The following is a 19,469-nucleotide window of genomic DNA, read 5'->3' as shown; positions in this document are numbered from 1 at the left end:
CGGGTATCGCGTGAAGGCAGTGTCGGTGTCATGACCGACACTGCCTTTTCCGTTTCCGCGTATCGTCCCCGCGCGGTGGTCGTCGCCTTCGGCGGATTGCTCACCGCGCTCGCCGCGGGGGCGGCCGAGGGGGTGCTGCGCGCGGTGCGCGGTGGCGACGAGTTCGGCGCCACCGCGGCCGGACTGCTGCCCCGCCTCGCCCTGTATCTGGTCGTCGCCGCCGTCGCCCTGTACATGGTGCGGGGCAGCCGGATCGCGCGTGCGGTCCTGACCGTGGGCATCGGCGTGGTCGGGATGATCTCGCTGATCATCGAACCGCTGGCGGTGCTGCTGTCCACCGACGACTTCGCCGCGCTGTTCACCGGCCTGTCGCCGTCGTCGACCGTGCTGGTGAGCCTGCGGGCCGTGCACATCCTGGCGGTCGCGGTCGCGATCCCGGCCATGTACAGCCCGGCGGCGCACCGCTGGTTCACCCAGCGGTGACCGGGCTCAGATCAGTTCGGCGTCCAGCTCGATCTCTGGGACACCGCTGAGCGCCTTGCTCACCGGGCAGCCGTTCTTGGCGGCGGTGGCGGCGGTGTAGAAACCCTGCGCGTCGAGCCCGGCGGCGACGGCGCGCACGGTCAGCTTGATCTTGCTGATCTGGAACCCACCGGCCGGGTCGGGCGCGAGGGTGACATCGGCAGTGACGTCCAGGCTCTCCGGGGTGCCCCCGGCATTGGCGATCTCGGCCGAGAGCGCCATCGAGTAGCACGAGGAGTGCGCCGCGGCGATGAGCTCTTCAGGGCTGGTGCCCTCGGCGTTGTCGGCGGCGCGGCGCGGGAAGGTGACGTCGTACTTGCCCACCCCCGAGCTGACCAGTTCGACCTGCCCGGAACCATCCTGCAGCCCGCCTGCCCAGAGGGTGCGTGCGCTACGAGTCGGCATGCCAAATCCTTTCTAGGCCACGCTGCCGGTGACCTCGTCGAGTCGTTCCAGCATCTCCGGCCAGACCTGCTGGTGCAGGTCACGAATGGCCGCGGTGGGGAACCCGGAGTGCCGCAGGCGCAGCCGGATGCCGCGCGGCTGCTTGCGGAATTCGACGTCGACCACGGTCTCCACGCCTTCGGTGGCGGCGGTCACCCAGGTGAACACTACGCGCCGGTCCGGCTCGAGCGTGAGGATCCGGCCGTAGTGCGGGTTGCCCTTGTCCGCAGTGCCGGTGTCGAAATAGAGGGGCTCGCCGACGAGGGGACGCATACGCACCGAGCCGGGAACCGCCAGCCACAGATCCAAGCCCTGGGTCCAGGTCGCGTAGAGCAGACTGGGCGCGGCTTTCATCACGCGCTCGACCGTCAGCTCGTGCGGTCGTGAGGACAGGTCCGGGTGGCGAACTGGCTGGTCCATCCGTGGACTGTACCGGCTCGCGCCCCACGAACGCCGCATCGGGTGTGGCGCAGTGTCACTCGGGATTGGTGACACGGGCGAGCACGATGCCGCCCAGGATCAGCGACAGGGCCAGAATCCGGCCCGCGCTGAGCGGGTCCTTGTGCACCACGATGCCCAGCGCGATGGCGCCGACCGCACCGATTCCGGTGAACACCGCGTAGGACGTGCCGACCGGCAGCTGCTGCATGGCCCGCGAGAGCAGGTAGACCGCCAGCGAGCCCAGCGCGATGCACAGCAGGGTCGGGCCGAGGCGGGTGAAGTTCTCGGTGGGCTTGATGGTCTGCGCCCAGACGATCTCCACCAGCCCGGCCAGGCCGAGGATCAGCCAGCTCATCGCACGTACTCCACGGCCAGCTCGCGGACCCGCGCCTTGGCGGCGATCAGCGAGGTCTCGTGCGCTTCGCGCAGGTGGGCCAGGTTCGGGTCCTGCACCGCGTTGGCCAGCTCGGCGTGCACGAAGGTGGTGTCGGTGACGGCGAAGTGCCCGGCGAAGAAGTCACGCAGATAGCGCTCCTGATAGTCGAACGCCACCTTGGGCGCACCCGGCGAGTACGCCCCGCCACGCGCGCTGACCACCACGAAGCGACGCTGCCCCAACGACATTCGCGGGAAGGTGACCTGGTCGAGCCAGGCCTTCAACGCGGCGGGGATCGAGTAGTTGTACATCGGCGTGCCGATCAGGATCACGTCGGCGGCCAGCACTTCGGCCAGCAGCGGTTCGACGATCCGCCAGGCCGCTTTCGCCGCGGGTGTGGTGGCCAGGTCGGCGAGCCGGTGCAGGTCGGTGCGGCCCGCGGCCAGGACCGCGTCGCAGAGTTCGGTCCAGCCCGCGTCGATGAACGGTGTCGGCTGGGCCGCGAGGTCGCGATAGGTGTAGGTGCCGGTGGCCCCGGCCGCGCGCCAGGACTGGACGAATTCCGCGCCGAGACCCCGGCTGACGGAGGTGGGGCGGGCGCTGGCGTCGAGGTGCAGCAGGTGCGTCATGGTCGAGCCTCTCCAAATGTGGACATCATGTCCGCTTGTCGTGGAACCGACCATAGAACACAAGTGGACACCTTGTCCATATTCATTTTTCTGGGCTACAGTCGAGGACATGGAGCTTCGATCCGACCTGCTCACCGGCACCACGACGCCGCCGGAGCGCACCGACGCCGCCCGCAACCGGGCCAAGGTGCTGGCGGCGGCCGCCGAACTCTTCGCCACCCGCGACCCGCGCACGGTCACCATGGACGACATCGCCAAGGCCGCGGGCGTCGGCCGCGGCACCCTCTACCGCCGCTACCCCGATCGCACCGCCATCGCGGTGGCCCTGCTCGACGAACACGAACGCACCCTGCAACAGCACCTGCTCAGCGGCGAGCCACCCCTCGGCCCCGGCGCCCCGCCCGCCGAACGCCTGGCCGCCTTCTACGCCGCGATGGTCGAATTGCTGGGCACCCACGCGCATCTGGTGCTCGGCGCGGAGGCCGGCGGCGCCCGCTTCGCGACCGGCGCCTACGGCTTCTGGTCGGTACACGTCCGCGCGCTGCTCACCGAAGCCGCTGTGCCGCAGCCTGATTCACTGGTCGACACCGCGCTCGCGCCGCTGGCCGCCGAGGTCTACCTGCAGCAGCGCGAGCGCGGGCTCACCCAGGCCCAGATCGTCGACGGCTTGACCACCCTCGCCCACCGGCTGCTGCGGCCACACGGATCTGTCGGACCCGGCGAGTAGCGTCCGCCCCGTGACGAGCACCCACGACGACACCACCCGCTTCTGGACCCTGATCGACTCGGCCTGGGCCGCGACGGGCACCACCCCCGCCGCCGTGCTGCGCGCGGGATACGACGGGTTCGACGCCCACCTCGACGCCTTCCTGGCCCAATTGGCCACGCACGCCGAGGGTTTCACCGGCGAGGAGCTGATGGCGCTCGACCGGGTCGCCGAGCGCGCGCTCTACGACATCGACCGCGCCGACATCCAGGAGATCACCGACGGCTCCGACGACGGGTTCCTCTACGCGCGCGGGTTCATCGTCGCGCTGGGTCGTGAGTACTACGAGGCGGTGCGCGCCGATCCGAGCGCCGCGATCACCGATGCCGAGTGTGAGGAGATGTGCTATTTCTTCGCCCATCTGCATCATCTGCGCTTCGGCACCTTTCCCGATACCGGCTCGGGGATCTCGCGGGAGACGGCGTCGAATCCGGCGGGCTGGAGCTGATCAGGCCAGGTCGCGGCGGGACATGAGCCAGATCGTGCCCGCCGCGAACACCACCGCGTAAGCGGCGAGCAGGCCCAGCGATTCACCGCGGGTGAGGATGTCGAGCACCCCGGGTGTGGCCGGGCCGTTCACCGTGCGCATGGCGCCCGCGAGTGACCCGGCGGCGGTGCCGGGCAGCAGGTCGGTGACGGACTCGATCGGGCCGAAGATGTTCGCCACGCCGCGCAGCAGGTTCTCCACGACCAGCACCCAGACCAGGCCGAGCCCGACAGCGAGCGCCGGACCGCGCGCCACCGCGCCGATGAACGCACCGGCCAGCGTCCACATCCCCAGAATCGCTGTCCCGGTGAGTATTCCGAGCACCGAGCGCTCGACCGACGGCAGCGCCAGGGACTGCCCCTCGGTGGCCGCGATGAGCGCCGAGACGCCGAGGTCGACGGCGAAGGCCACACACACCAGCCCGACCACCACCAGCACCAGACCCACCAGCAACCCACCGACTGCCGCCGGTCGGCCCGGCCCCTGGGTGAACACGGTTTTCCACGTGCCCCAGCCGTAGCCGCTGCCGACCGCCAGCGCGCCGAGCAGCAGCATCAGCGCCCCGCCGAACATGGCCATGCCCTGGGTGAACACCTCCGGCACGGCCGCGGGCAGCAGTTGCCCGAGCAGCACCTCGCGGGGCAGGCCGTCCGACAGGGCACCGCTCTCGCCGGAGGTGTAGGCGAGGTAGTTGAACAGGTAGGCGAAGGTGAGATTGAGCAGCACCCAGGTGCCGAGCACGATCCAGAAGGCGGGCCAGCGCCGCAACCGCAGCGCCTCGGCGCGCAGGCTCGACCACAGATCCCTTGTCGTACCGATCATTTCGCGACCTCCATCGCTGTCATCTCGAAGAACACTTCCGCCAGGGACCTTTCGTCCACGCGCAGTTCGCTCAGGTCAGCGCCCGCCCCGACGACCGCGCGGGCGATCTCGGGGGCCCGTGCCGCCGGCACGTCGACGCGGATGCCGTCGGGCCCGGCCTGCGCGGGCGCGCCGGTGGCCCGGATGGCGTCCAGCGCCGTACGCACCGGCTCGGCGCGCACCAGAAGCGATGCGGTGCCGCGCAATTCGGCCACCGTCGACTCCGCGAGCAGCCGTCCACCGGAGATCACGCCGACGCGATGGCAGATCTCCTGCACCTCGGTCAGCTGGTGACTCGACAGCAGGACGGTGTGGCCGTCAGCGGCGAGGTCGACGATGAGGGCGCGCATGTCGGCGAGCCCGGCCGGGTCGAGGCCGTTGGTCGGTTCGTCGAGAATCAGCAGGTCTGGGTGGCCGAGCAGGGTGGCGCCGACGCCGAGGCGCTGCTTCATGCCCAGGGAGTAGGCGCGGAAGCGGTCGTTCGCGCGGTCGGCCAGACCCACCCTGGCCAGCACCCGGTCGACCTCGCTGTCGGGGTGGCCCCGGTAGCGGGCCAGGACGCGCAGGTTGTCACGGCCGGACCGATACGGGTAGAAGCCGGGGCCCTCGATGAGCACGCCGAGGCGGCGCAGGACCGCCGGGTCGCCGGGCGCGTGGCCCGCGACGGTGGCGGTGCCCGCGCTGGGGCGGATCAGGCCGGCCAGCATGCGCAAGGTGGTGGTCTTGCCCGCGCCGTTCGGGCCGAGGAAGCCGTAGATCTCGCCGGCGGCGACGCGCATGTCGACCGCGTCCACCGCGAGGTGCGCGCCGTAGCGCTTGGTCAGGCCGTTCGTGACGACGATCGCATCGTTCATGCATCGAGAATCCCCGGCGAGGTGCCGGTGCGACATCGGTCCCGGAGCGGCAATCGGCCTACGTCGCGCGGCCTACCGCCCGCGACCAGATTTACGGGTGCAGGCCGACGCGCGCGGCCCCGGTACGCAATAGGGTGACAGAGGTGGGAGCGTCTGCGAAGTGGGAGCGTGGCTCGGTCGTCGGTGACTGGGGCCTGGCGGTGGTTGTCGCGGTGATCCAGCTCGCCGGCAGTTCCGGCGCGAACGGGCATCAGACGGGGGTGCGCGCGCTCGACGCGTTCGCGTATCTGCTGCTGCTGGCCGGGCCGATCGCGCTCGGTTTCCGGCGGTTGCTGCCGGAACCCGTGCTGCTGGTGACGCTGCTGGCCGCCGTGTCGTATGTGCTGCGCGACTACGGGTACGGGCCGATCTTCCTGTCGCTGGTGATCGCCTTCCTCACCGCCGCCGTCACCGGATCACGCTGGCGCACTTATCCATTGGCCGTGCTGGGCTTCCTCACCATGGTGTGGCCGGTGCCCGCGCTGCTCGGCAGGGACACCGGTGCCTGGCAGGTGTTCGGGCTGCTCGCCTGGATCGGGGTGCTGGTCGGGATCGCCGAGGGCATCCGGCTGCGCCGCGCGGTCGTGCTGGCGCGCGAGCAGCGCGCCGAGGCGGCCCACCGCGACGAGCAGGCCCAGCAGGCCAGGGCCGCGAGCGAGGAGCGCCTGGCCATCGCGCGCGAACTGCACGACGTGCTCGCGCACAGTCTCTCGCTGATCAATGTGCAGTCCTCGGTGGCGCTCGAACTGTTCGATCGCAAGCCGCAGCAGGCGGCGGCCGCGCTGGCCACCATCAAGACCACCTCGAAAGAGGCGCTGGCCGAGGTGCACACGCTGCTGCACGCCATCCGCAGCGGGGCCACGGTGGCGCCGGAGGTGCCCGTCGAACCTGTTGCCGCCACCCCTGATTCGCCCGCACCGGTGGCGCCGCCGCGTCCCGCGCCGCGCGCGCCCGCGCCCTCACTCGACGATCTCGACACCCTGCTGGAACGCACCCGCGCCACCGGCCTCGCCGTCGAGACCAAGATCATCGGCACCCCCAAGAAGCTGCCCAGCGTGATCGATGTGGCCGCCGCGCGGATCATCCAGGAATCGCTGACCAACGTCATCCGGCACGCGCCCGGCGCCGTCGCCACCATCACGCTGCGCTACACCTCCGAAACGGTCGACATCACCGTCGACAACACCCGCCCCACCGGCACCACCGTGCGCACCGGACCCGGCGGCAACGGGATCATCGGCATGCGCGAGCGGGCGCACGCGCTCGGTGGCGCGCTGACCGCAGGGCCGCGCCCGTCCGGCGGGTTCCGCGTGGCGGCCCGATTACCCGCGCGACCTGCGGGTTCCGCGCCGACGCGGGGCAGGAGCGCGTCGGGCGACACCTCCACCGACGGAGCGACGCTTCGGGCGGGTGCGTCGGGCCACGGGTCCCGGACACCGGAGTCGCGGGCGGCCGAGAACGGGCGGGGCTCGTCCGGTGGGGAGAGTGAGGCCACCGCATGAGTGGGCAACGCGCGATCCGGGTACTCGTCGCCGACGACCAGGCGCTGGTGCGGGGCGGGTTCGTGGCCCTGCTCGACGCGCAGGACGACATCGAGGTGGTCGGCGAGGCCGACAACGGCGAACAGGCCGTGCGGATGACCCGCTCGCTGGTGCCCGACGTGGTGCTCATGGACATCCGGATGCCGATCCTCGACGGCCTCGCCGCCACCAGGATGATCGCCGACGACGCGCACCTGTCCGAGGTGCGGGTGGTCGTGCTCACCACCTTCGAGCTCGACGAATACGTCTTCGAGGCGATTCGCGCCGGCGCCTCGGGCTTCCTGGTCAAACACACCGAACCGGCCGATCTGCTGCGCGCGGTCCGCGTGGTCGCCGAGGGCGAGGCCCTGCTCTCCCCCGGCGTCACCCGCCGCCTGCTCGCCGAATTCGCCACCCACGCCAAACAACCACCCCCGGATGCCCTCGCCGCGCTCACCGACCGCGAACGCGAGGTGATGACCCTCGTCGCCGAGGGCCTCACCAACGCCGAGATCGCCGCCCGCCTCTACCTCAGCCCCGCCACCGCCCGCACCCACGTCAGCCGCATCCTCACCAAACTCGCCGCCCGCGACCGCACCCAACTCGTCGTCCTCGCCTACGAATCCGGACTGGTCCGCCCGGGCTGGCAGTAGCGCGCAAAGGATTTCCCAAGCGGCCGCTTCTAGCGTTGCCATCGACAACGACGCTGCGGGAAGGGGCTTTTCGATGGGCATGGTCTATACGTTCACCCGGGTCGATCCGGCCGATGCGGAGCGGATTTCGGCGGAGCCCGGGATCGCCTGGGATGTGCTCGAGGCGCTTCGTCATCGTGAGGGTGAACCTCGGGGTGATCTGGACAAGGCGTGGGACGGTCTGCGTCATCTGCTCGCCGCCGCCGAGGTAGTCGAGGACCTGCTGCGGGAGAACGAGGCGGTGAGTCCGGGCGATGAGACCTGCACGGTGGTGTGGAGCGTGGAGGATGTCGCCACGACCGCGCGGACACTGGCCGCGGCACCGTTCGACGTGCTGGCCGGGCATTTCGATGCCGCGGCGATGGACGAGGAGGGGATCTACCCCGAGATCTGGGAAAGCGACTGGAGTCTGGACTATCTGCGGGAGAACTACGACGCGCTGCGGGAGTTCTTCTCCTATGCGGCCGGGGTGGGATCGGCGGCGGTGGCGCGGTTCGAGTAGGGGCGGCAAACCTGGCGTTTCAGTCGGGGTGGCTGGCGTTTGAGTCGCGGGGCGGAGGCGCCGGGGGCGTTGCATCTGGCATGACTACGACCTTGACGGCCGGTGTTGGGCCGGTGGTGGGACGGCGGGCCTGGCCTGCGTTGCTCACGATGTTTCTCGGCAGTTTTTCGCTCGTGACGGCGGAGTTCCTGCCGCCGGGGGTGTTGACGACGATCGCGCGGGATCTGGGGGTGCGCGAGGGGGTCGTCGGGCTTTCGGTGAGTGTGACGGCGGTGACGGCGTTGCTGGCGGCGCTCGGGTTGGGGGCGGTGTTCCCGCGGCTGGATCGGCGCACGCTGCTGTTGGGGCTCACGATCGCGGCGGTGGCGTCGAATGTGCTGGTGGCGGTGGCGCCGAATATCGGGTTGCTGCTGGTGGCGCGGCTGCTGCTGGGTGTGGCCGTGGGCGGGTACTGGTCGATGGCGCTGGTGATCGCGGCGCAGCTGGTGCCCGCCGAGCGGCTCGGCAAGGCGATGATGATCGTGAACGCGGGCACCACGGTGGCGACGGTGGCCGGTGTCCCGCTGGGCGTGCTGCTGAGCACCTTCGCCGGCTGGCGGGTCGTGTTCGTGGTGGCGGCGGGGCTCGCGCTCGCCGCCGCGGTGACGGTGCGGCTGATCCTGCCGCCGATCGCGCCGAGGGAGGGCATCGGTTTCGCCGCGATGGGCAGCGCGCTGCGGGCCCCGGGGGTGACGCCGGGATTGGTCGCCATCGTGGCGGTCATCGGCGGGCATTTCGCCGGATACACCTACATCCGGCCCGCCCTCGCCGAACTGCTCGGCGCGGGCCCGGCCGCGATCCCGGTGCTGCTCGCGCTGTTCGGAATCGGCGGTCTGCTGGGCAATTTCGTGCTCGGGTCGCTGGCCGACAAGCATCTCGCGACCCTGCTGCTCGCCGTCCCCGCCGCCATCGGGCTGTCGCTGGCGGCGATCATCGCCTCCGGAGCCGTCCCCGCGCTGGCCTATGTCGCGGTGGTGATCTGGGGCGGTGCCTTCGGCGGCATCCTGAATCTGGTGCAGGTCTGGATATCCCGCGTGCTTCCCGACCGGATCGAAGCGGGCAGCGGCCTCGTCGTCGCCGGGTTCCAGACCGCGATCATCCTGGGTTCGGCCGTCGGCGGACGCGGCGTCGACACCCTCGGCCTGACCCCCACCTACTGGCTCGCGGCCGGTGCGGCCGTGCTCGGCGGGGTGCTCGTCCGGGCGTCGCTGGCGCGACGCTGACGGGTCTGCGGCTCAGCTGGCGGCCCGCGGGTCCCGTTCGGCGGCCTCGCCGGACGGGGCCCCGGTTTCGCGCCGCCACTGTGACGGGGTGCGGCCGGTATGACGGCGGAAGGCCCGGCCGAAGGCGGTCTCGGAGCGGTAGCCGAGGCGGCGGGCGATCGTGGCGATGGCGGCGTCGGTCTCGGCGAGCGCGTGCTGGGCGCGGTCCAGGCGCAGCTCGGTGAGGTAGCGGCCGGGGGTGCGTCCGGTGGCGGACTGAAAGCGGGCGGCGAACCCGGAGCGGGAGGCCAACGCGACGCGGGCCAGGGCTTCGACGGTCCAATCCCGGCCGGGGTCGGCGTGGATGGCGGCCACGGCCCGCGCGATGCCGGGTTCGTCGACCCGCAGCAGCCAGCGTTTCGGCGCGCAGCCCAGGGCATGCCAGGCCTCCACGGCCATCGCGGCGATCAGGGTGGCGACGCGGTCGCCCTGCACACCGAAGGGGTCGGCGCACTCCTGCACGAGGTGGCGGAACATGGTCGCGGCCAGCGGGGAATGCCGCACGAAGTCGGTCAGCAGCACCCGCTCGGGCAGGGCCGCCATGGCGCTGCCGGTGGCCGCCGGGGTCAGCCGGACGTGCAGCACGGTGCTGTCGGCGAGTGCTTGGACGGCGCAGCGGTGCGCGCCGGGGACGAACAGGAAATCGCCACACGCCAGGTCCTCCGGCACGGCCAGGCCCTCCACGCGGATCAACCCGTCGAGCACGATCAGCGCGCTCGACTCCCCCGCCGGATGCGCCCACCCGCCGGCCGCCAGCACGAACTCGTCGCGCCCGGCGAAACGCCACCGCAGCCCCGCCAGCACTTCCTCGAGGCCGCGCGCATCCGAATCGACCAGCGACACCAGACACCCCTCACGGTGGAACTCCAACGGAATCTCACGGTAGCAAGACCGTCCGATCCCGGCGCAGCACACCGAATCGCCGCCCCCGTCCCCGTGGATAATGGCCGGGTGGTGAGCGCGCGGCGGATTTCGGTGGTCGGTACATCCGGGTCGGGGAAAAGCTCGCTGGCCCGGCGGATCTCCCGGCAGCTGGGAATCCCGCACATCGAACTCGATGCCATCCACCATCGCGCCGGGTGGACTCCGCTGCCCGCCGAACAGTTCCGGGCCGAGGTCAGCGAGCGGATCGGCCCCGAGAGCTGGGTGGCCGACGGCGCGTATCACAGCAAGCTCGGCTCCCTGGTCTGGGATCGGGCCGACACCGTGGTCTGGTTCGACCTGCCCAAGGCGCAAGTGATGTTCCAGATCATCCGGCGTTCGGTGAGCCGGGCGATCACCCGCGAGGAACTCTGGAACGGCAACCGGGAGAACTGGCGCAATCTGTTCGCGCTGCGACCCGAACAGTCGGTGATCATGTGGGCGTGGACGACCTACGACCGCAACCGAACCCGCTACCTCGCCGCCCAGAACGATCCGGCCTTCGCCCATCTCACCTTCATTCGCGTGCGCTCACACCGCGCCGCCGACCGGTTCCTCGCCGACCTCACACCCCACTGACCTGCGCCGTGGACGAAACCTCTTCCGGCGAGTGAGGTCTCGTGTCGGTGCCCGCTGCTAGCTTCGGCGGACATTCAACGGGAGGAAGAGGAGTTACATCATGGGGGTGATCATGTCGTTCACCAGGGTGAGCGCCGTGGAGCTGGAACGGCTTGCGGCGACGACGGACTGGCCGGACGATTTCCTCGACAACGTGGAGCGCCACGACGACGGACCCGACGGCTACCTGGACAAGTCCTGGGCGGGCCTGGAATTCCTGCTGCTCCAGGCGAACGTCGGAGTCAGCCCTGTTCGACAACGGCCGCCCGCTCCCCGACGACAACTACTTCGCGTGGCACCCCGACGACGTCGCCGCCGCCGCGAAAGCCCTCACCCGCTTCCCATTCGACGAACTGGCCCTGTTCTTCGACCCCGTGACAATGGACGGCGCCGGGATATACCCCGCCATCTGGGCCCGCGACGGCCAGGACGCCCTGAACTACCTACGCCACCACTACGTCGCCCTCGAACAGGTCTTCCGCCACGCCGCCGAACACGGCTCCGGCCTCCTGCAACACTTCGGCTGACCCGGGAACCGGCGCGATAGGTTCGAGCCGTGGGACATTCGATCACAGCGCTTGTCGTGCCGGAAGCCATCGATACGGATGCGGCCGCTCGATGGGACCTGGTGCCGGTGCCGCTGTATGACGGACTGAGCCTGCTCCATGTGACGCACTACTACACCGCGTATTGGCAAGCCGTGCACGGTGTTACGGGACAGATGGAGCGGCCGCGCGGGATGCCCGCGCTCTTCCCGGGAGAAGACGTCATACGGGTGATCGTCGCCGACCTCACGGCACGGCTCGATCCCAGCTTCGCCGTGGTCCACACGGACTACTCGGCGGGTGTCGGTGCCCAGTGGGGTGCCGTCTGCCTTGCCGGTGCGGCGATCCGGTCCGTCTCGACCGTCAATGCCGCGCTGCGAATACTCGGCATCGTCGCCATGGCCGGGTCGGACGAATTCGACACCGTCGGGCTGGGGAGGCACCGATCGACGCCGGATTACCTCGAGCGCTACGTCGACCTCTGCGATGAACTGGGTGTGTGAGGCTCTGACGATAACGAAGTCCGCCCCCGACAACGTGTCGGGGGCGGACTTCGTTCGATCAGACGATTACTCGCCGGAGGCGGCGGCTTCGGGGGCTGTGCCCTCGCCGGCGCCGGTGAGGACGACCTCGGGCTTGTCGTCGCCCGCGGGGGCCTTGGTCAGCTTCGCCTTGCCGGTGAAGGTGAACTTGGCGTCTTCGCCGAGGCCCTCGCCGTTCCAGCCCTCGACGTCGACCACGATGGTCTGGCCGGCGCCGATCTCGCCGAAGAGGATCTTCTCCGAGAGCTGGTCCTCGATCTCGCGCTGGATCGTGCGACGCAGCGGACGCGCGCCGAGGACCGGGTCGAAACCGCGCTTGGCGAGCAGGCTCTTGGCCTGGTCGGTGAGCTCGATCGCCATGTCCTTGTTCTTCAGCTGCTTGGCGACGCGGCCGATCATCAGGTCCACCATCTGCACGATCTGCTCGCTGTTGAGCTGGTGGAAGACGATCACGTCGTCGATGCGGTTGAGGAACTCGGGGCGGAAGTGCTTCTTCAGCTCGTCGTTGACCTTGAGCTTCATCCGCTCGTAGTTCGACCCCTCGGCGTTGGACTGGGTGAAGCCCAGGCCGACGGCCTTGGAGATGTCGGAGGTGCCCAGGTTCGAGGTGAAGATCAGCACGGTGTTCTTGAAGTCGACCGTACGACCCTGACCGTCGGTGAGACGGCCGTCCTCGAGCACCTGCAGGAGGGTGTTGTAGATCTCCTGGTGCGCCTTTTCGATCTCGTCGAACAGCACCACGGAGAACGGCTTGCGGCGCACCTTCTCGGTGAGCTGGCCGCCCTCCTCGTAGCCCACGTACCCGGGAGGGGCACCGAACAGACGAGACGCGGTGAAGCGGTCGTGGAACTCGCCCATGTCGATCTGGATGAGCGCGTCGTCGTCGCCGAACAGGAAGTTCGCCAGTGCCTTGGACAGCTCGGTCTTACCGACACCGGACGGACCGGCGAAGATGAACGAGCCGGAGGGGCGCTTGGGATCCTTCAGGCCGGCGCGAGTGCGGCGGATCGCCTTGGAGACGGCCTTGACGGCGTCTTCCTGGCCGATGATCCGCTTGTGCAGCTCGTCCTCCATGCGGAGCAGACGGGTGGTCTCCTCCTCGGTGAGCTTGAAGACGGGGATACCGGTCCAGTTGGCCAGCACCTCCGCGATCTGCTCGTCGTCGACCTCGGCCACGACGTCCAGGTCACCGGAACGCCACTGCTTCTCCCGCTCGGCGCGCTTGGCGACGAGCTGCTTCTCCTTGTCACGCAGACGCGCGGCCTTCTCGAAGTCCTGCGCGTCGATGGCGCTTTCCTTCTCGCGGCGGGCGTCGGCGATCTTGTCGTCGAAGTCGCGCAGGTCCGGCGGCGCGGTCATCCGGCGGATGCGCATGCGCGCGCCCGCCTCGTCGATGAGGTCGATCGCCTTGTCCGGCAGGAACCGGTCGTTGATGTAGCGGTCGGCCAGCGTCGCGGCGGCGACCAGGGCACCGTCGGTGATGGAGACCCGGTGGTGCGCCTCGTAGCGGTCGCGCAGACCCTTGAGGATGTTGATGGTGTGCTCGACGGTCGGCTCGCCGACCTGCACCGGCTGGAAGCGGCGTTCCAGGGCGGCGTCCTTCTCGATGTACTTGCGGTACTCGTCGAGGGTGGTCGCGCCGATGGTCTGCAGCTCACCACGGGCCAGCTTCGGCTTCAGGATCGAGGCCGCGTCGATGGCACCTTCGGCGGCACCCGCGCCGACGAGCGTGTGCAGCTCGTCGATGAACAGGATGATGTCGCCGCGGGTGTTGATCTCCTTGAGCACCTTCTTCAGGCGCTCTTCGAAGTCACCGCGGTAGCGGCTGCCCGCGACCAGGGAACCCAGGTCGAGGGTGTAGAGCTGCTTGTCCTTGAGGGTCTCGGGGACCTCGCCGTTGACGATGGCCTGCGCCAGGCCCTCGACGACCGCGGTCTTACCGACACCGGGCTCACCGATCAGCACCGGGTTGTTCTTGGTGCGGCGGCTCAGCACCTGCATGACGCGCTCGATTTCCTTCGAGCGGCCGATGACCGGGTCGAGCTTGCCCTCGAGGGCGGCCTGGGTGAGGTTGCGGCCGAACTGGTCGAGCACCAGCGAAGTGGACGGAGTGCCCGCCTCACCGCGCGAGCCGGAACCCTCGACGGGCTCCTTGCCCTGGTACCCGGACAGCAGCTGGATGACCTGCTGACGGACCCGGTTCAGGTCGGCGCCGAGCTTGACCAGCACCTGGGCCGCGACGCCCTCACCCTCGCGGATGAGACCGAGCAGGATGTGCTCGGTACCGATGTAGTTGTGGCCGAGCTGCAGCGCCTCGCGCAGGCTCAGCTCCAGCACCTTCTTCGCACGCGGGGTGAAGGGGATGTGACCGGAGGGAGCCTGCTGGCCCTGCCCGATGATCTCCTCGACCTGGCTGCGCACACCCTCCAGCGAAATGCCAAGGGACTCCAGCGACTTCGCCGCCACGCCCTCGCCCTCGTGGATCAACCCAAGCAGGATGTGCTCGGTGCCGATGTAGTTGTGGTTGAGCATCCGGGCCTCTTCTTGGGCCAGGACAACGACACGCCTCGCGCGGTCGGTGAACCTCTCGAACATCGCTCCCTCACTCTCCTGCTCCGACATTCTGGCAACTGACGCCGACCGACAACTGTCGCCGTCAGCCTGCCATGAAGCCCGGGGGTTGCGGCCCCCGCCATCCACTCTAGTTGGCAGGGCATTCCGCCGCCGCCGGTCCATCCTATTGATGACCGGCGGCAACATGGTCATTCACTCATAACGCGCACGTCGCGGCATTCGTTTCCCGTGGAGTTTTGCCTACAGCGAAATATGACGGCGCGGTGTCGGGCTCAGCCGGTGAACGGCGGCACGAACTCGCACGGGACCGGCGCCTGCCGGGCCGGGTCGAGGGCGTTGAGGACGAAACCCGCCGCTCGGGGGCTGCCCGCGATGGCCATGTGCTCCGACCAGTCCTGGGCGCAGCCGTCCTGGACCACGTGCGAGGTGGCGTTCGGGCCGGGAACCAGGCCGGAGGTGTGCGGGACCACCAGTTCGTCGAGCACGGTGACCACATTGGTGTAGGTGACCCGCGGATCGTAGACACCGTCGGCGTTGAGGGCGGTCATGAACGGCGAGCCGGTGAGCATCTGCCCGCACGCCTGGCACAGCGAGCCGGCCACGGCGTCGAAGGCCGGACCGGTGCCCAGCGCGCGGCTGAAGGCGGCGATGTCGCCCGCGCCCGCCGCGTTGGTGCCCAGCCAGGGCGGGGCGATGGCGGCGAACTTGTCGACGTGCGCGCCGCCGCCGAGGCGCTTGATGTAGTAGTTGCCCACGATGTTGCCCTGGGAATGGGCCACGAAGTCGACCCGCTCGGCACCCGTGCTCGCGAGCACCCTGGCGACGAAGGCGGCGACCTCGGCCGCGCTCTGCTCGATCGGGCGCATCCCGCCGATCGCCGAGATCGGCCAGGGCACCGGGTAGGCGCCGTAGGTGAGCGAGAAGACGCAGTAGCCCTCGTTGGCCAGCAGCGGCGCGTAGACGCCCCAGTTGGTCTGGGCGGCGCCGCCGGTGCCGTGCAGCAGGACCACCGGGTTGGGATGCTCGGCCGAGGGCACGCAACCGAAGTCGTTGGAGCCGGGCAGGGAGCCGCCCGGGTTGGTCAGCTCCGGGACGATGCCGCCGAAGAAGTTGTAGTCCACCGGGTAGTCGGCGGCGGCCTGGCCGGCGCCACCCACCCAGCCCAGCACCGCGGCAGCGGCGATGACCAGCAACGATCGTGTCCTGCGTCGCATCGGCGACCCCCATCACTAGAACGTGTTCCATCATCATGGAACACGTTCCAGTAATCTCGTGGCGCTACCGGCCGGTAACCAGCGCTTGTGTCTGGGACACCACCGGGGGCGCCTCGGACCGGCCCTGCTGCACACCCGCCGCGAACAGCGCGCCACACAGCACCAGGAAGGCCGCTGTGTGCAGCACCGCGCGCACGATGTTCCAGCGCACCCAGCTCGCCTCGAAATCCGCGCGCACCGCGGCGAGGTCACCGATGGCGGCCGGGTCGCCCGCCGCGGCCAGCGCGTCGTTGAGCGGGACGTTCAGCCCGGCGGTGACGGCGAAGGCGATCACGTTGAGCGCCAAGGCGATCCCGATCCAGATCAGGGTGGTGCGATGCTCGCGGCCGAGGCTCAGCGCGGCGGCCAGCGCGGTGAAGCCGACCGTGCCGAGGAACCCGAACATGAACCAGGGGTTGATGATCACCACATTGATCTTCTGCATGACATCGATCAGCGTGCGGGCGTCGGTGCGGGCCAGCGCGGGCATCACCGAGATGGCGTAGGCGTAGAAGACCCCCGCGATCAGCCCGGTGCTGAGCAGTGCGAAAACGATGGCGGACAACCGGATTGCGTACATGGCGGGCTCCTGACTACCGATCGCGGAGCGGTGGTTCCCGGCTCCGGCGTTGGTATCAGTCAACCGTGGATCGGCCGTGGCCGACATCGTCGAGACGCTCACCCACCTACGCGAGCGTCGCGGGCTCACAGATCGTGATCGGAGATCATTCCGCTCTGCATGGCCAGGGCGGCCAGGCGGGTGCGTTTCTGGTTCTGCGGCAGATTCTCCACCCCGAACTTCGCGAAAAGTGCGCGCAGGTGGGTCTTGATCGCGTCGATCGAGAGGAACAATTCCTCGGCGATCTGCTGGTTGGAGGCCGGGGTGGCGAAACCGGTGCCGTGCTTGTACGGGCGGCACAGCGCGACCAGGACCGCGCGCTGGGTATCGGTGAGCGAGCGCATGGTGGGAATGGCCGCGGCGGCGGCATGGGTGGCGTCGTCGACCACGCCACCGAAATCGAAGAAATGCACCAGGGTGGTGCCGACGCGGATGCGGTCGCCGGGGCTCAGGCGACGACGGCCGATCAGCCGTTCACCGTTGACGAAGGTGCCGTTGCGCGAGAGGCCGTCGTCGATGATGGTCCAGTGGGTGCCCAGGTGCTCGATGGCGGCGTGCAGGCGCGAGACCTCGGCATCCCAGCCGAGCACGAGATCGGCCTGGACATTGCGACCGATGGTGAAGCGCTGCTGGGCCGGGACAAGCGGCAGTTCGTGCTGCCGACCGGTGTTGTCGGTATACCGCAGGAACGAACTGGCTGCTTCGGTCACTGTGTCTCGATACCTTACCTACCTCGGAGTCCCCCTTCAGCCCACCCATTCTATCTCCCGGCTCCCCCGCACCGGATCACGCTGTCCACCAGGGCCTTCCGATACGCCTGAGGGGCCGATTCCGCCGCAGACGACCTGCGGTGGAATCGGCCCCTCGGGCGCGGAGACGGGTGGCGCGACGAGCGCCGGCCTGCTAGTTCTTGCCGACCTCTTTGTTGTAGGCCTCGGTGATGTCGGCGGAGATGCGGCCGCGGGCCGAGACCTTGTGGCCCTTGCGGCGGGCCCATTCGCGAATGGCGGCGCTCTGCTCGCGGTCCATGGAAACGCGGCTCTTGCCCTGCGGCGCGGGCGCACCGGCGGCCTTCACCCGGCGACGGCCACTCACGCGGCGGGCGTTGGCGACCCACTCGTCCAGGCCCTCACGCAGACGCGCCGCATTTGCCTCCGACAGATCGATCTCGTACGACACCCCATCGATAGCGAACTCGATGGTCTCGTCCGCGATGGACTCACCGTCGACATCGTCGATCAGGCTAACGGTGACCTTCTTTGCCATGAGATGAACGTCCTCTCGAAATCGTCAAGCCTGCCTCCAGGCCGAATACCCGAGGCAAGAATACCCCGAAATGCGAAATTTCCAACACGAGACCTTCGCCCCGCAAATTGACTGGTCAGCGACTAGTCGGACGCACAATCGGGAACAGGATCGTTTCCCGGATTCCCAAACCGGTGAGTGCCATCAACAAGCGATCGATTCCCATACCGGTTCCGGTGGTCGGCGGCATGCCGTGTTCCATCGCGGCGAGGAAGTCTTCGTCGAGCACCATCGCCTCGTCGTCACCCGCCGCGGCGAGCCTCGCCTGGTCGACGAAGCGTTCCCGCTGGATCACGGGGTCGACCAACTCCGAATAGCCGGTGGCCAACTCGAAGCCGCGGACATACAGATCCCACTTCTCCGTAACACCGGACTCGGTGCGATGCTGACGCGTCAGCGGTGATGTCTCGACCGGGAAGTCGCGAACGAAAGTCGGCGCGTAGAGCTTGTCACCATAGGCATGTTCCCACAGTTCTTCGACCAGTTTGCCGTGACCGTAGCCCTTGCCCGTCGGAATTTCCAGACCTACCCGATCGGCGAGCGCGAGCAATTCTTCGACAGTGGTTTCCGGAGTGACCTCCACACCGATCGACTCCGACAGCGAGGGATACATCTCGACCGTCGTCCACTCGCCACCGAGATCGTATTCCGTACCGTCCGCGAGGGTCACCAGCAGGGTCCCGAAAGCCTCCTGCGCGACTTCCTGGATCAATTCCCGGATCATCGTCGCGGAGGTGTCGTAGGTGCCGTACGCCTCGTAGGTTTCCAGCATCGCGAACTCGGGCGAATGCGTCGAGTCGGCGCCTTCGTTGCGGAAGTTCCGGTTGATCTCGAAGACCTTCTCCAGGCCGCCGACCACGCAGCGCTTGAGGAACAGTTCCGGCGCGATACGCAGGAAAAGGTCCATGTCCAGGGCATTGGAGTGGGTGACGAACGGGCGCGCGGCGGCACCACCGTGGATGGTCTGCAGCATGGGGGTCTCGACCTCGAGGAAACCGCGGCGCTCGAGCGCGGCGCGCAGCGCCCGGACCACGTTCACGCGGGTGCGGGCCATCTCCCTGGCCTCCGGGCGCACGATCAGGTCGACATAGCGCTGCCGGACCCGCGACTCCTCGTTCATCTCCTTGTGGGCCACCGGCAGCGGGCGCAGCGACTTGGCCGCCATCGACCAGGACTGCGCCATCACGCTCAATTCCCCGGTGCGCGAGGAGATGACCTCACCCTGCACGAAGACGAAGTCGCCGAGGTCCACATCGGACTTCCAGGCGGCCAGCGACTCGGCCCCGACACCGTTGAGGCTGATCATCGCCTGCAGCTTGGTGCCGTCGCCCTCCTGCAGCGTGGCGAAGCACAGCTTGCCGGTATTGCGCACGAAAATGACGCGGCCCGCGACACCGACCTGCAGACCGGTCTGGGTGTCGGGCTCGAGATCGGGGTAGGCGGCCCGAATTTCGGCAAGGGTGTGCGTGCGCGGCACCACCACCGGATAGGCCTCACCCCCCTCGGCTAGCAGCCGTTCCCGCTTCTCCCGGCGAATCCGCATCTGCTCGGGGACATCACTGTCCACGGCGGAACTGACGGCGCGGCCGGTCTCGGCGGGGTTAGGGGTACTCACATCCGATAACAGTAGCCTGCGCCGAAAATGGATTTGCGCGCTC

General features: G+C 69.0%; 23 protein-coding genes and 1 pseudogene. 11 read left to right on the top strand and 13 right to left on the bottom strand.

Annotated elements, in window-relative coordinates; all coding sequences use genetic code 11:
• Nucleotides 1–30 precede the first annotated feature (30 nt).
• On the top strand, nt 31–483 hold the full coding sequence (locus ACFC06_RS19955) for a hypothetical protein (protein ID WP_375933122.1): 453 nt from the start codon (nt 31–33) through the stop codon (nt 481–483).
• 6 nt (nt 484–489) lie between these two features.
• Here ACFC06_RS19955 and ACFC06_RS19950 read toward each other — a convergent pair whose 3' ends face one another.
• Genes ACFC06_RS19950 through ACFC06_RS19935 form a run of 4 tightly spaced genes read right to left on the bottom strand, consistent with a single transcriptional unit; the run spans nt 490 to nt 2,412 of the window.
• Nucleotides 490–927: an OsmC family peroxiredoxin gene (locus tag ACFC06_RS19950; protein ID WP_375933119.1), complete on the bottom strand. Its 438-nt coding sequence runs from the start codon at nt 925–927 to the stop codon at nt 490–492.
• 12 nt (nt 928–939) lie between these two features.
• Nucleotides 940–1,386, bottom strand: coding sequence for an SRPBCC domain-containing protein (locus ACFC06_RS19945; RefSeq protein WP_375933116.1), 447 nt, complete (start codon nt 1,384–1,386; stop codon nt 940–942).
• A 55-nt stretch (nt 1,387–1,441) separates the two neighbouring features.
• Nucleotides 1,442–1,762: a DMT family transporter gene (locus ACFC06_RS19940; protein WP_375933113.1), complete on the bottom strand. Its 321-nt coding sequence runs from the start codon at nt 1,760–1,762 to the stop codon at nt 1,442–1,444.
• Nucleotides 1,759–2,412, bottom strand: a complete 654-nt coding sequence (locus ACFC06_RS19935) for an FMN-dependent NADH-azoreductase (RefSeq protein ID WP_375933111.1) — start codon at nt 2,410–2,412, stop codon at nt 1,759–1,761. The genes ACFC06_RS19940 and ACFC06_RS19935 overlap by 4 nt, the downstream gene beginning before the upstream one ends.
• Before the next feature lie 109 nt (nt 2,413–2,521).
• Here ACFC06_RS19935 and ACFC06_RS19930 point away from each other — a divergent pair, with 109 nt between their 5' ends.
• Nucleotides 2,522–3,139, top strand: coding sequence for a TetR/AcrR family transcriptional regulator (locus ACFC06_RS19930; protein ID WP_375933108.1), 618 nt, complete (start codon nt 2,522–2,524; stop codon nt 3,137–3,139).
• A gap of 10 nt (nt 3,140–3,149) precedes the next feature.
• Nucleotides 3,150–3,626 (top strand): DUF4240 domain-containing protein, encoded by a 477-nt coding sequence (locus ACFC06_RS19925; RefSeq protein WP_375933105.1) that lies wholly within the window; start codon nt 3,150–3,152, stop codon nt 3,624–3,626.
• Here ACFC06_RS19925 and ACFC06_RS19920 read toward each other — a convergent pair whose 3' ends face one another.
• Together ACFC06_RS19920 and ACFC06_RS19915 are read right to left on the bottom strand one after the other, a co-directional pair.
• Nucleotides 3,627–4,487 carry an ABC transporter permease gene (locus ACFC06_RS19920; RefSeq protein WP_375933102.1) on the bottom strand — a complete coding sequence of 287 codons (861 nt, stop codon included), beginning with the start codon at nt 4,485–4,487 and terminating at the stop codon, nt 3,627–3,629.
• Entirely contained in the window at nt 4,484–5,380 is an 897-nt protein-coding gene (locus ACFC06_RS19915; protein WP_375933099.1) for an ABC transporter ATP-binding protein, read from the bottom strand. Before ACFC06_RS19915 ends, ACFC06_RS19920 begins: the two co-directional genes overlap by 4 nt.
• A 143-nt stretch (nt 5,381–5,523) precedes the next feature.
• On the opposite strand from ACFC06_RS19915, the gene ACFC06_RS19910 reads away from it, so the two are divergent.
• The 4 genes from ACFC06_RS19910 to ACFC06_RS19895 all read left to right on the top strand — a co-directional run bounded on the left by ACFC06_RS19910 (nt 5,524) and on the right by ACFC06_RS19895 (nt 9,395).
• On the top strand, nt 5,524–6,921 hold the full coding sequence (locus ACFC06_RS19910) for a sensor histidine kinase (RefSeq protein WP_375933096.1): 1,398 nt from the start codon (nt 5,524–5,526) through the stop codon (nt 6,919–6,921).
• Nucleotides 6,918–7,592, top strand: coding sequence for a response regulator (locus ACFC06_RS19905; protein WP_375933093.1), 675 nt, complete (start codon nt 6,918–6,920; stop codon nt 7,590–7,592). Before ACFC06_RS19910 ends, ACFC06_RS19905 begins: the two co-directional genes overlap by 4 nt.
• A gap of 73 nt (nt 7,593–7,665) precedes the next feature.
• Nucleotides 7,666–8,133 carry a DUF1877 family protein gene (locus ACFC06_RS19900; RefSeq protein WP_375933090.1) on the top strand — a complete coding sequence of 156 codons (468 nt, stop codon included), beginning with the start codon at nt 7,666–7,668 and terminating at the stop codon, nt 8,131–8,133.
• 80 nt (nt 8,134–8,213) lie between these two features.
• Nucleotides 8,214–9,395 carry an MFS transporter gene (locus tag ACFC06_RS19895; protein ID WP_375933087.1) on the top strand — a complete coding sequence of 394 codons (1,182 nt, stop codon included), beginning with the start codon at nt 8,214–8,216 and terminating at the stop codon, nt 9,393–9,395.
• A gap of 12 nt (nt 9,396–9,407) precedes the next feature.
• On the opposite strand, the gene ACFC06_RS19890 is transcribed toward ACFC06_RS19895, so the two are convergent.
• A complete protein-coding gene (locus ACFC06_RS19890; RefSeq protein WP_375933084.1) occupies nt 9,408–10,277 on the bottom strand; it encodes a helix-turn-helix domain-containing protein in 870 nt (289 codons plus the stop codon).
• Nucleotides 10,278–10,409: 132 nt separating this feature from the next.
• Here ACFC06_RS19890 and ACFC06_RS19885 point away from each other — a divergent pair, with 132 nt between their 5' ends.
• From ACFC06_RS19885 to ACFC06_RS19870, 4 genes and pseudogenes are all read left to right on the top strand, one after another.
• Complete coding sequence (locus ACFC06_RS19885; RefSeq protein WP_375933081.1) at nt 10,410–10,934, top strand: hypothetical protein; 525 nt, start codon at nt 10,410–10,412, stop codon at nt 10,932–10,934.
• Between the two features lie 100 nt (nt 10,935–11,034).
• Nucleotides 11,035–11,202, top strand: a pseudogene (locus ACFC06_RS19880) (DUF1877 family protein); the annotation flags it as partial.
• 19 nt (nt 11,203–11,221) lie between these two features.
• Nucleotides 11,222–11,500, top strand: coding sequence for a DUF1877 family protein (locus ACFC06_RS19875; protein ID WP_375935646.1), 279 nt, complete (start codon nt 11,222–11,224; stop codon nt 11,498–11,500).
• A gap of 29 nt (nt 11,501–11,529) precedes the next feature.
• Nucleotides 11,530–12,021 (top strand): hypothetical protein, encoded by a 492-nt coding sequence (locus ACFC06_RS19870; protein ID WP_375933078.1) that lies wholly within the window; start codon nt 11,530–11,532, stop codon nt 12,019–12,021.
• Nucleotides 12,022–12,087: 66 nt separating this feature from the next.
• Here the strand turns inward: ACFC06_RS19870 and ACFC06_RS19865 are convergent, their stop codons facing one another.
• The 6 genes from ACFC06_RS19865 to lysS all read right to left on the bottom strand — a co-directional run bounded on the left by ACFC06_RS19865 (nt 12,088) and on the right by lysS (nt 19,354).
• Nucleotides 12,088–14,655 carry an ATP-dependent Clp protease ATP-binding subunit gene (locus tag ACFC06_RS19865; protein ID WP_375933075.1) on the bottom strand — a complete coding sequence of 856 codons (2,568 nt, stop codon included), beginning with the start codon at nt 14,653–14,655 and terminating at the stop codon, nt 12,088–12,090.
• Between the two features lie 251 nt (nt 14,656–14,906).
• Entirely contained in the window at nt 14,907–15,848 is a 942-nt protein-coding gene (locus ACFC06_RS19860; protein WP_375933072.1) for an esterase/lipase family protein, read from the bottom strand.
• Between the two features lie 64 nt (nt 15,849–15,912).
• Nucleotides 15,913–16,467, bottom strand: a complete 555-nt coding sequence (locus tag ACFC06_RS19855; RefSeq protein WP_375933070.1) for a DUF1772 domain-containing protein — start codon at nt 16,465–16,467, stop codon at nt 15,913–15,915.
• Nucleotides 16,468–16,592: 125 nt separating this feature from the next.
• The gene (locus tag ACFC06_RS19850; protein ID WP_375933068.1) at nt 16,593–17,216 is read right to left on the bottom strand and encodes an FHA domain-containing protein; all 624 of its coding nucleotides are present in this window, start codon (nt 17,214–17,216) and stop codon (nt 16,593–16,595) included.
• Between the two features lie 193 nt (nt 17,217–17,409).
• Nucleotides 17,410–17,772 (bottom strand): Lsr2 family protein, encoded by a 363-nt coding sequence (locus ACFC06_RS19845; protein ID WP_375933065.1) that lies wholly within the window; start codon nt 17,770–17,772, stop codon nt 17,410–17,412.
• Between the two features lie 115 nt (nt 17,773–17,887).
• On the bottom strand, nt 17,888–19,354 hold the full coding sequence (gene lysS, locus ACFC06_RS19840; RefSeq protein ID WP_375935643.1) for a lysine--tRNA ligase: 1,467 nt from the start codon (nt 19,352–19,354) through the stop codon (nt 17,888–17,890).
• Nucleotides 19,355–19,469: the final 115 nt, after the last annotated feature.

The organism is Nocardia sp. NPDC056064, from assembly GCF_042266925.1.
Classification (GTDB): domain Bacteria; phylum Actinomycetota; class Actinomycetes; order Mycobacteriales; family Mycobacteriaceae; genus Nocardia.
Note: the sequence above shows the minus strand (reverse complement) of the source record. Positions and strands in the feature narration are given on the sequence as shown.

Excerpts from the sequence above, each read along its gene's own strand:
- ACFC06_RS19955 (WP_375933122.1), top strand. The coding sequence starts at position 31 with ATGACCGACACTGCCTTTTCCGTTTCCGCGTATCGTCCCCGCGCGGTG.
- ACFC06_RS19950 (WP_375933119.1), bottom strand. The coding sequence starts at position 927 with ATGCCGACTCGTAGCGCACGCACCCTCTGGGCAGGCGGGCTGCAGGAT.
- ACFC06_RS19945 (WP_375933116.1), bottom strand. The coding sequence starts at position 1,386 with ATGGACCAGCCAGTTCGCCACCCGGACCTGTCCTCACGACCGCACGAG.
- ACFC06_RS19940 (WP_375933113.1), bottom strand. The coding sequence starts at position 1,762 with ATGAGCTGGCTGATCCTCGGCCTGGCCGGGCTGGTGGAGATCGTCTGG.
- ACFC06_RS19935 (WP_375933111.1), bottom strand. The coding sequence starts at position 2,412 with ATGACGCACCTGCTGCACCTCGACGCCAGCGCCCGCCCCACCTCCGTC.
- ACFC06_RS19930 (WP_375933108.1), top strand. The coding sequence starts at position 2,522 with ATGGAGCTTCGATCCGACCTGCTCACCGGCACCACGACGCCGCCGGAG.
- ACFC06_RS19920 (WP_375933102.1), bottom strand. The coding sequence starts at position 4,487 with ATGATCGGTACGACAAGGGATCTGTGGTCGAGCCTGCGCGCCGAGGCG.
- ACFC06_RS19915 (WP_375933099.1), bottom strand. The coding sequence starts at position 5,380 with ATGAACGATGCGATCGTCGTCACGAACGGCCTGACCAAGCGCTACGGC.
- ACFC06_RS19905 (WP_375933093.1), top strand. The coding sequence starts at position 6,918 with ATGAGTGGGCAACGCGCGATCCGGGTACTCGTCGCCGACGACCAGGCG.
- ACFC06_RS19900 (WP_375933090.1), top strand. The coding sequence starts at position 7,666 with ATGGGCATGGTCTATACGTTCACCCGGGTCGATCCGGCCGATGCGGAG.
- ACFC06_RS19895 (WP_375933087.1), top strand. The coding sequence starts at position 8,214 with ATGACTACGACCTTGACGGCCGGTGTTGGGCCGGTGGTGGGACGGCGG.
- ACFC06_RS19865 (WP_375933075.1), bottom strand. The coding sequence starts at position 14,655 with ATGTTCGAGAGGTTCACCGACCGCGCGAGGCGTGTCGTTGTCCTGGCC.
- ACFC06_RS19860 (WP_375933072.1), bottom strand. The coding sequence starts at position 15,848 with ATGCGACGCAGGACACGATCGTTGCTGGTCATCGCCGCTGCCGCGGTG.
- ACFC06_RS19855 (WP_375933070.1), bottom strand. The coding sequence starts at position 16,467 with ATGTACGCAATCCGGTTGTCCGCCATCGTTTTCGCACTGCTCAGCACC.
- ACFC06_RS19845 (WP_375933065.1), bottom strand. The coding sequence starts at position 17,772 with ATGGCAAAGAAGGTCACCGTTAGCCTGATCGACGATGTCGACGGTGAG.
- lysS (WP_375935643.1), bottom strand. The coding sequence starts at position 19,354 with ATGCGGATTCGCCGGGAGAAGCGGGAACGGCTGCTAGCCGAGGGGGGT.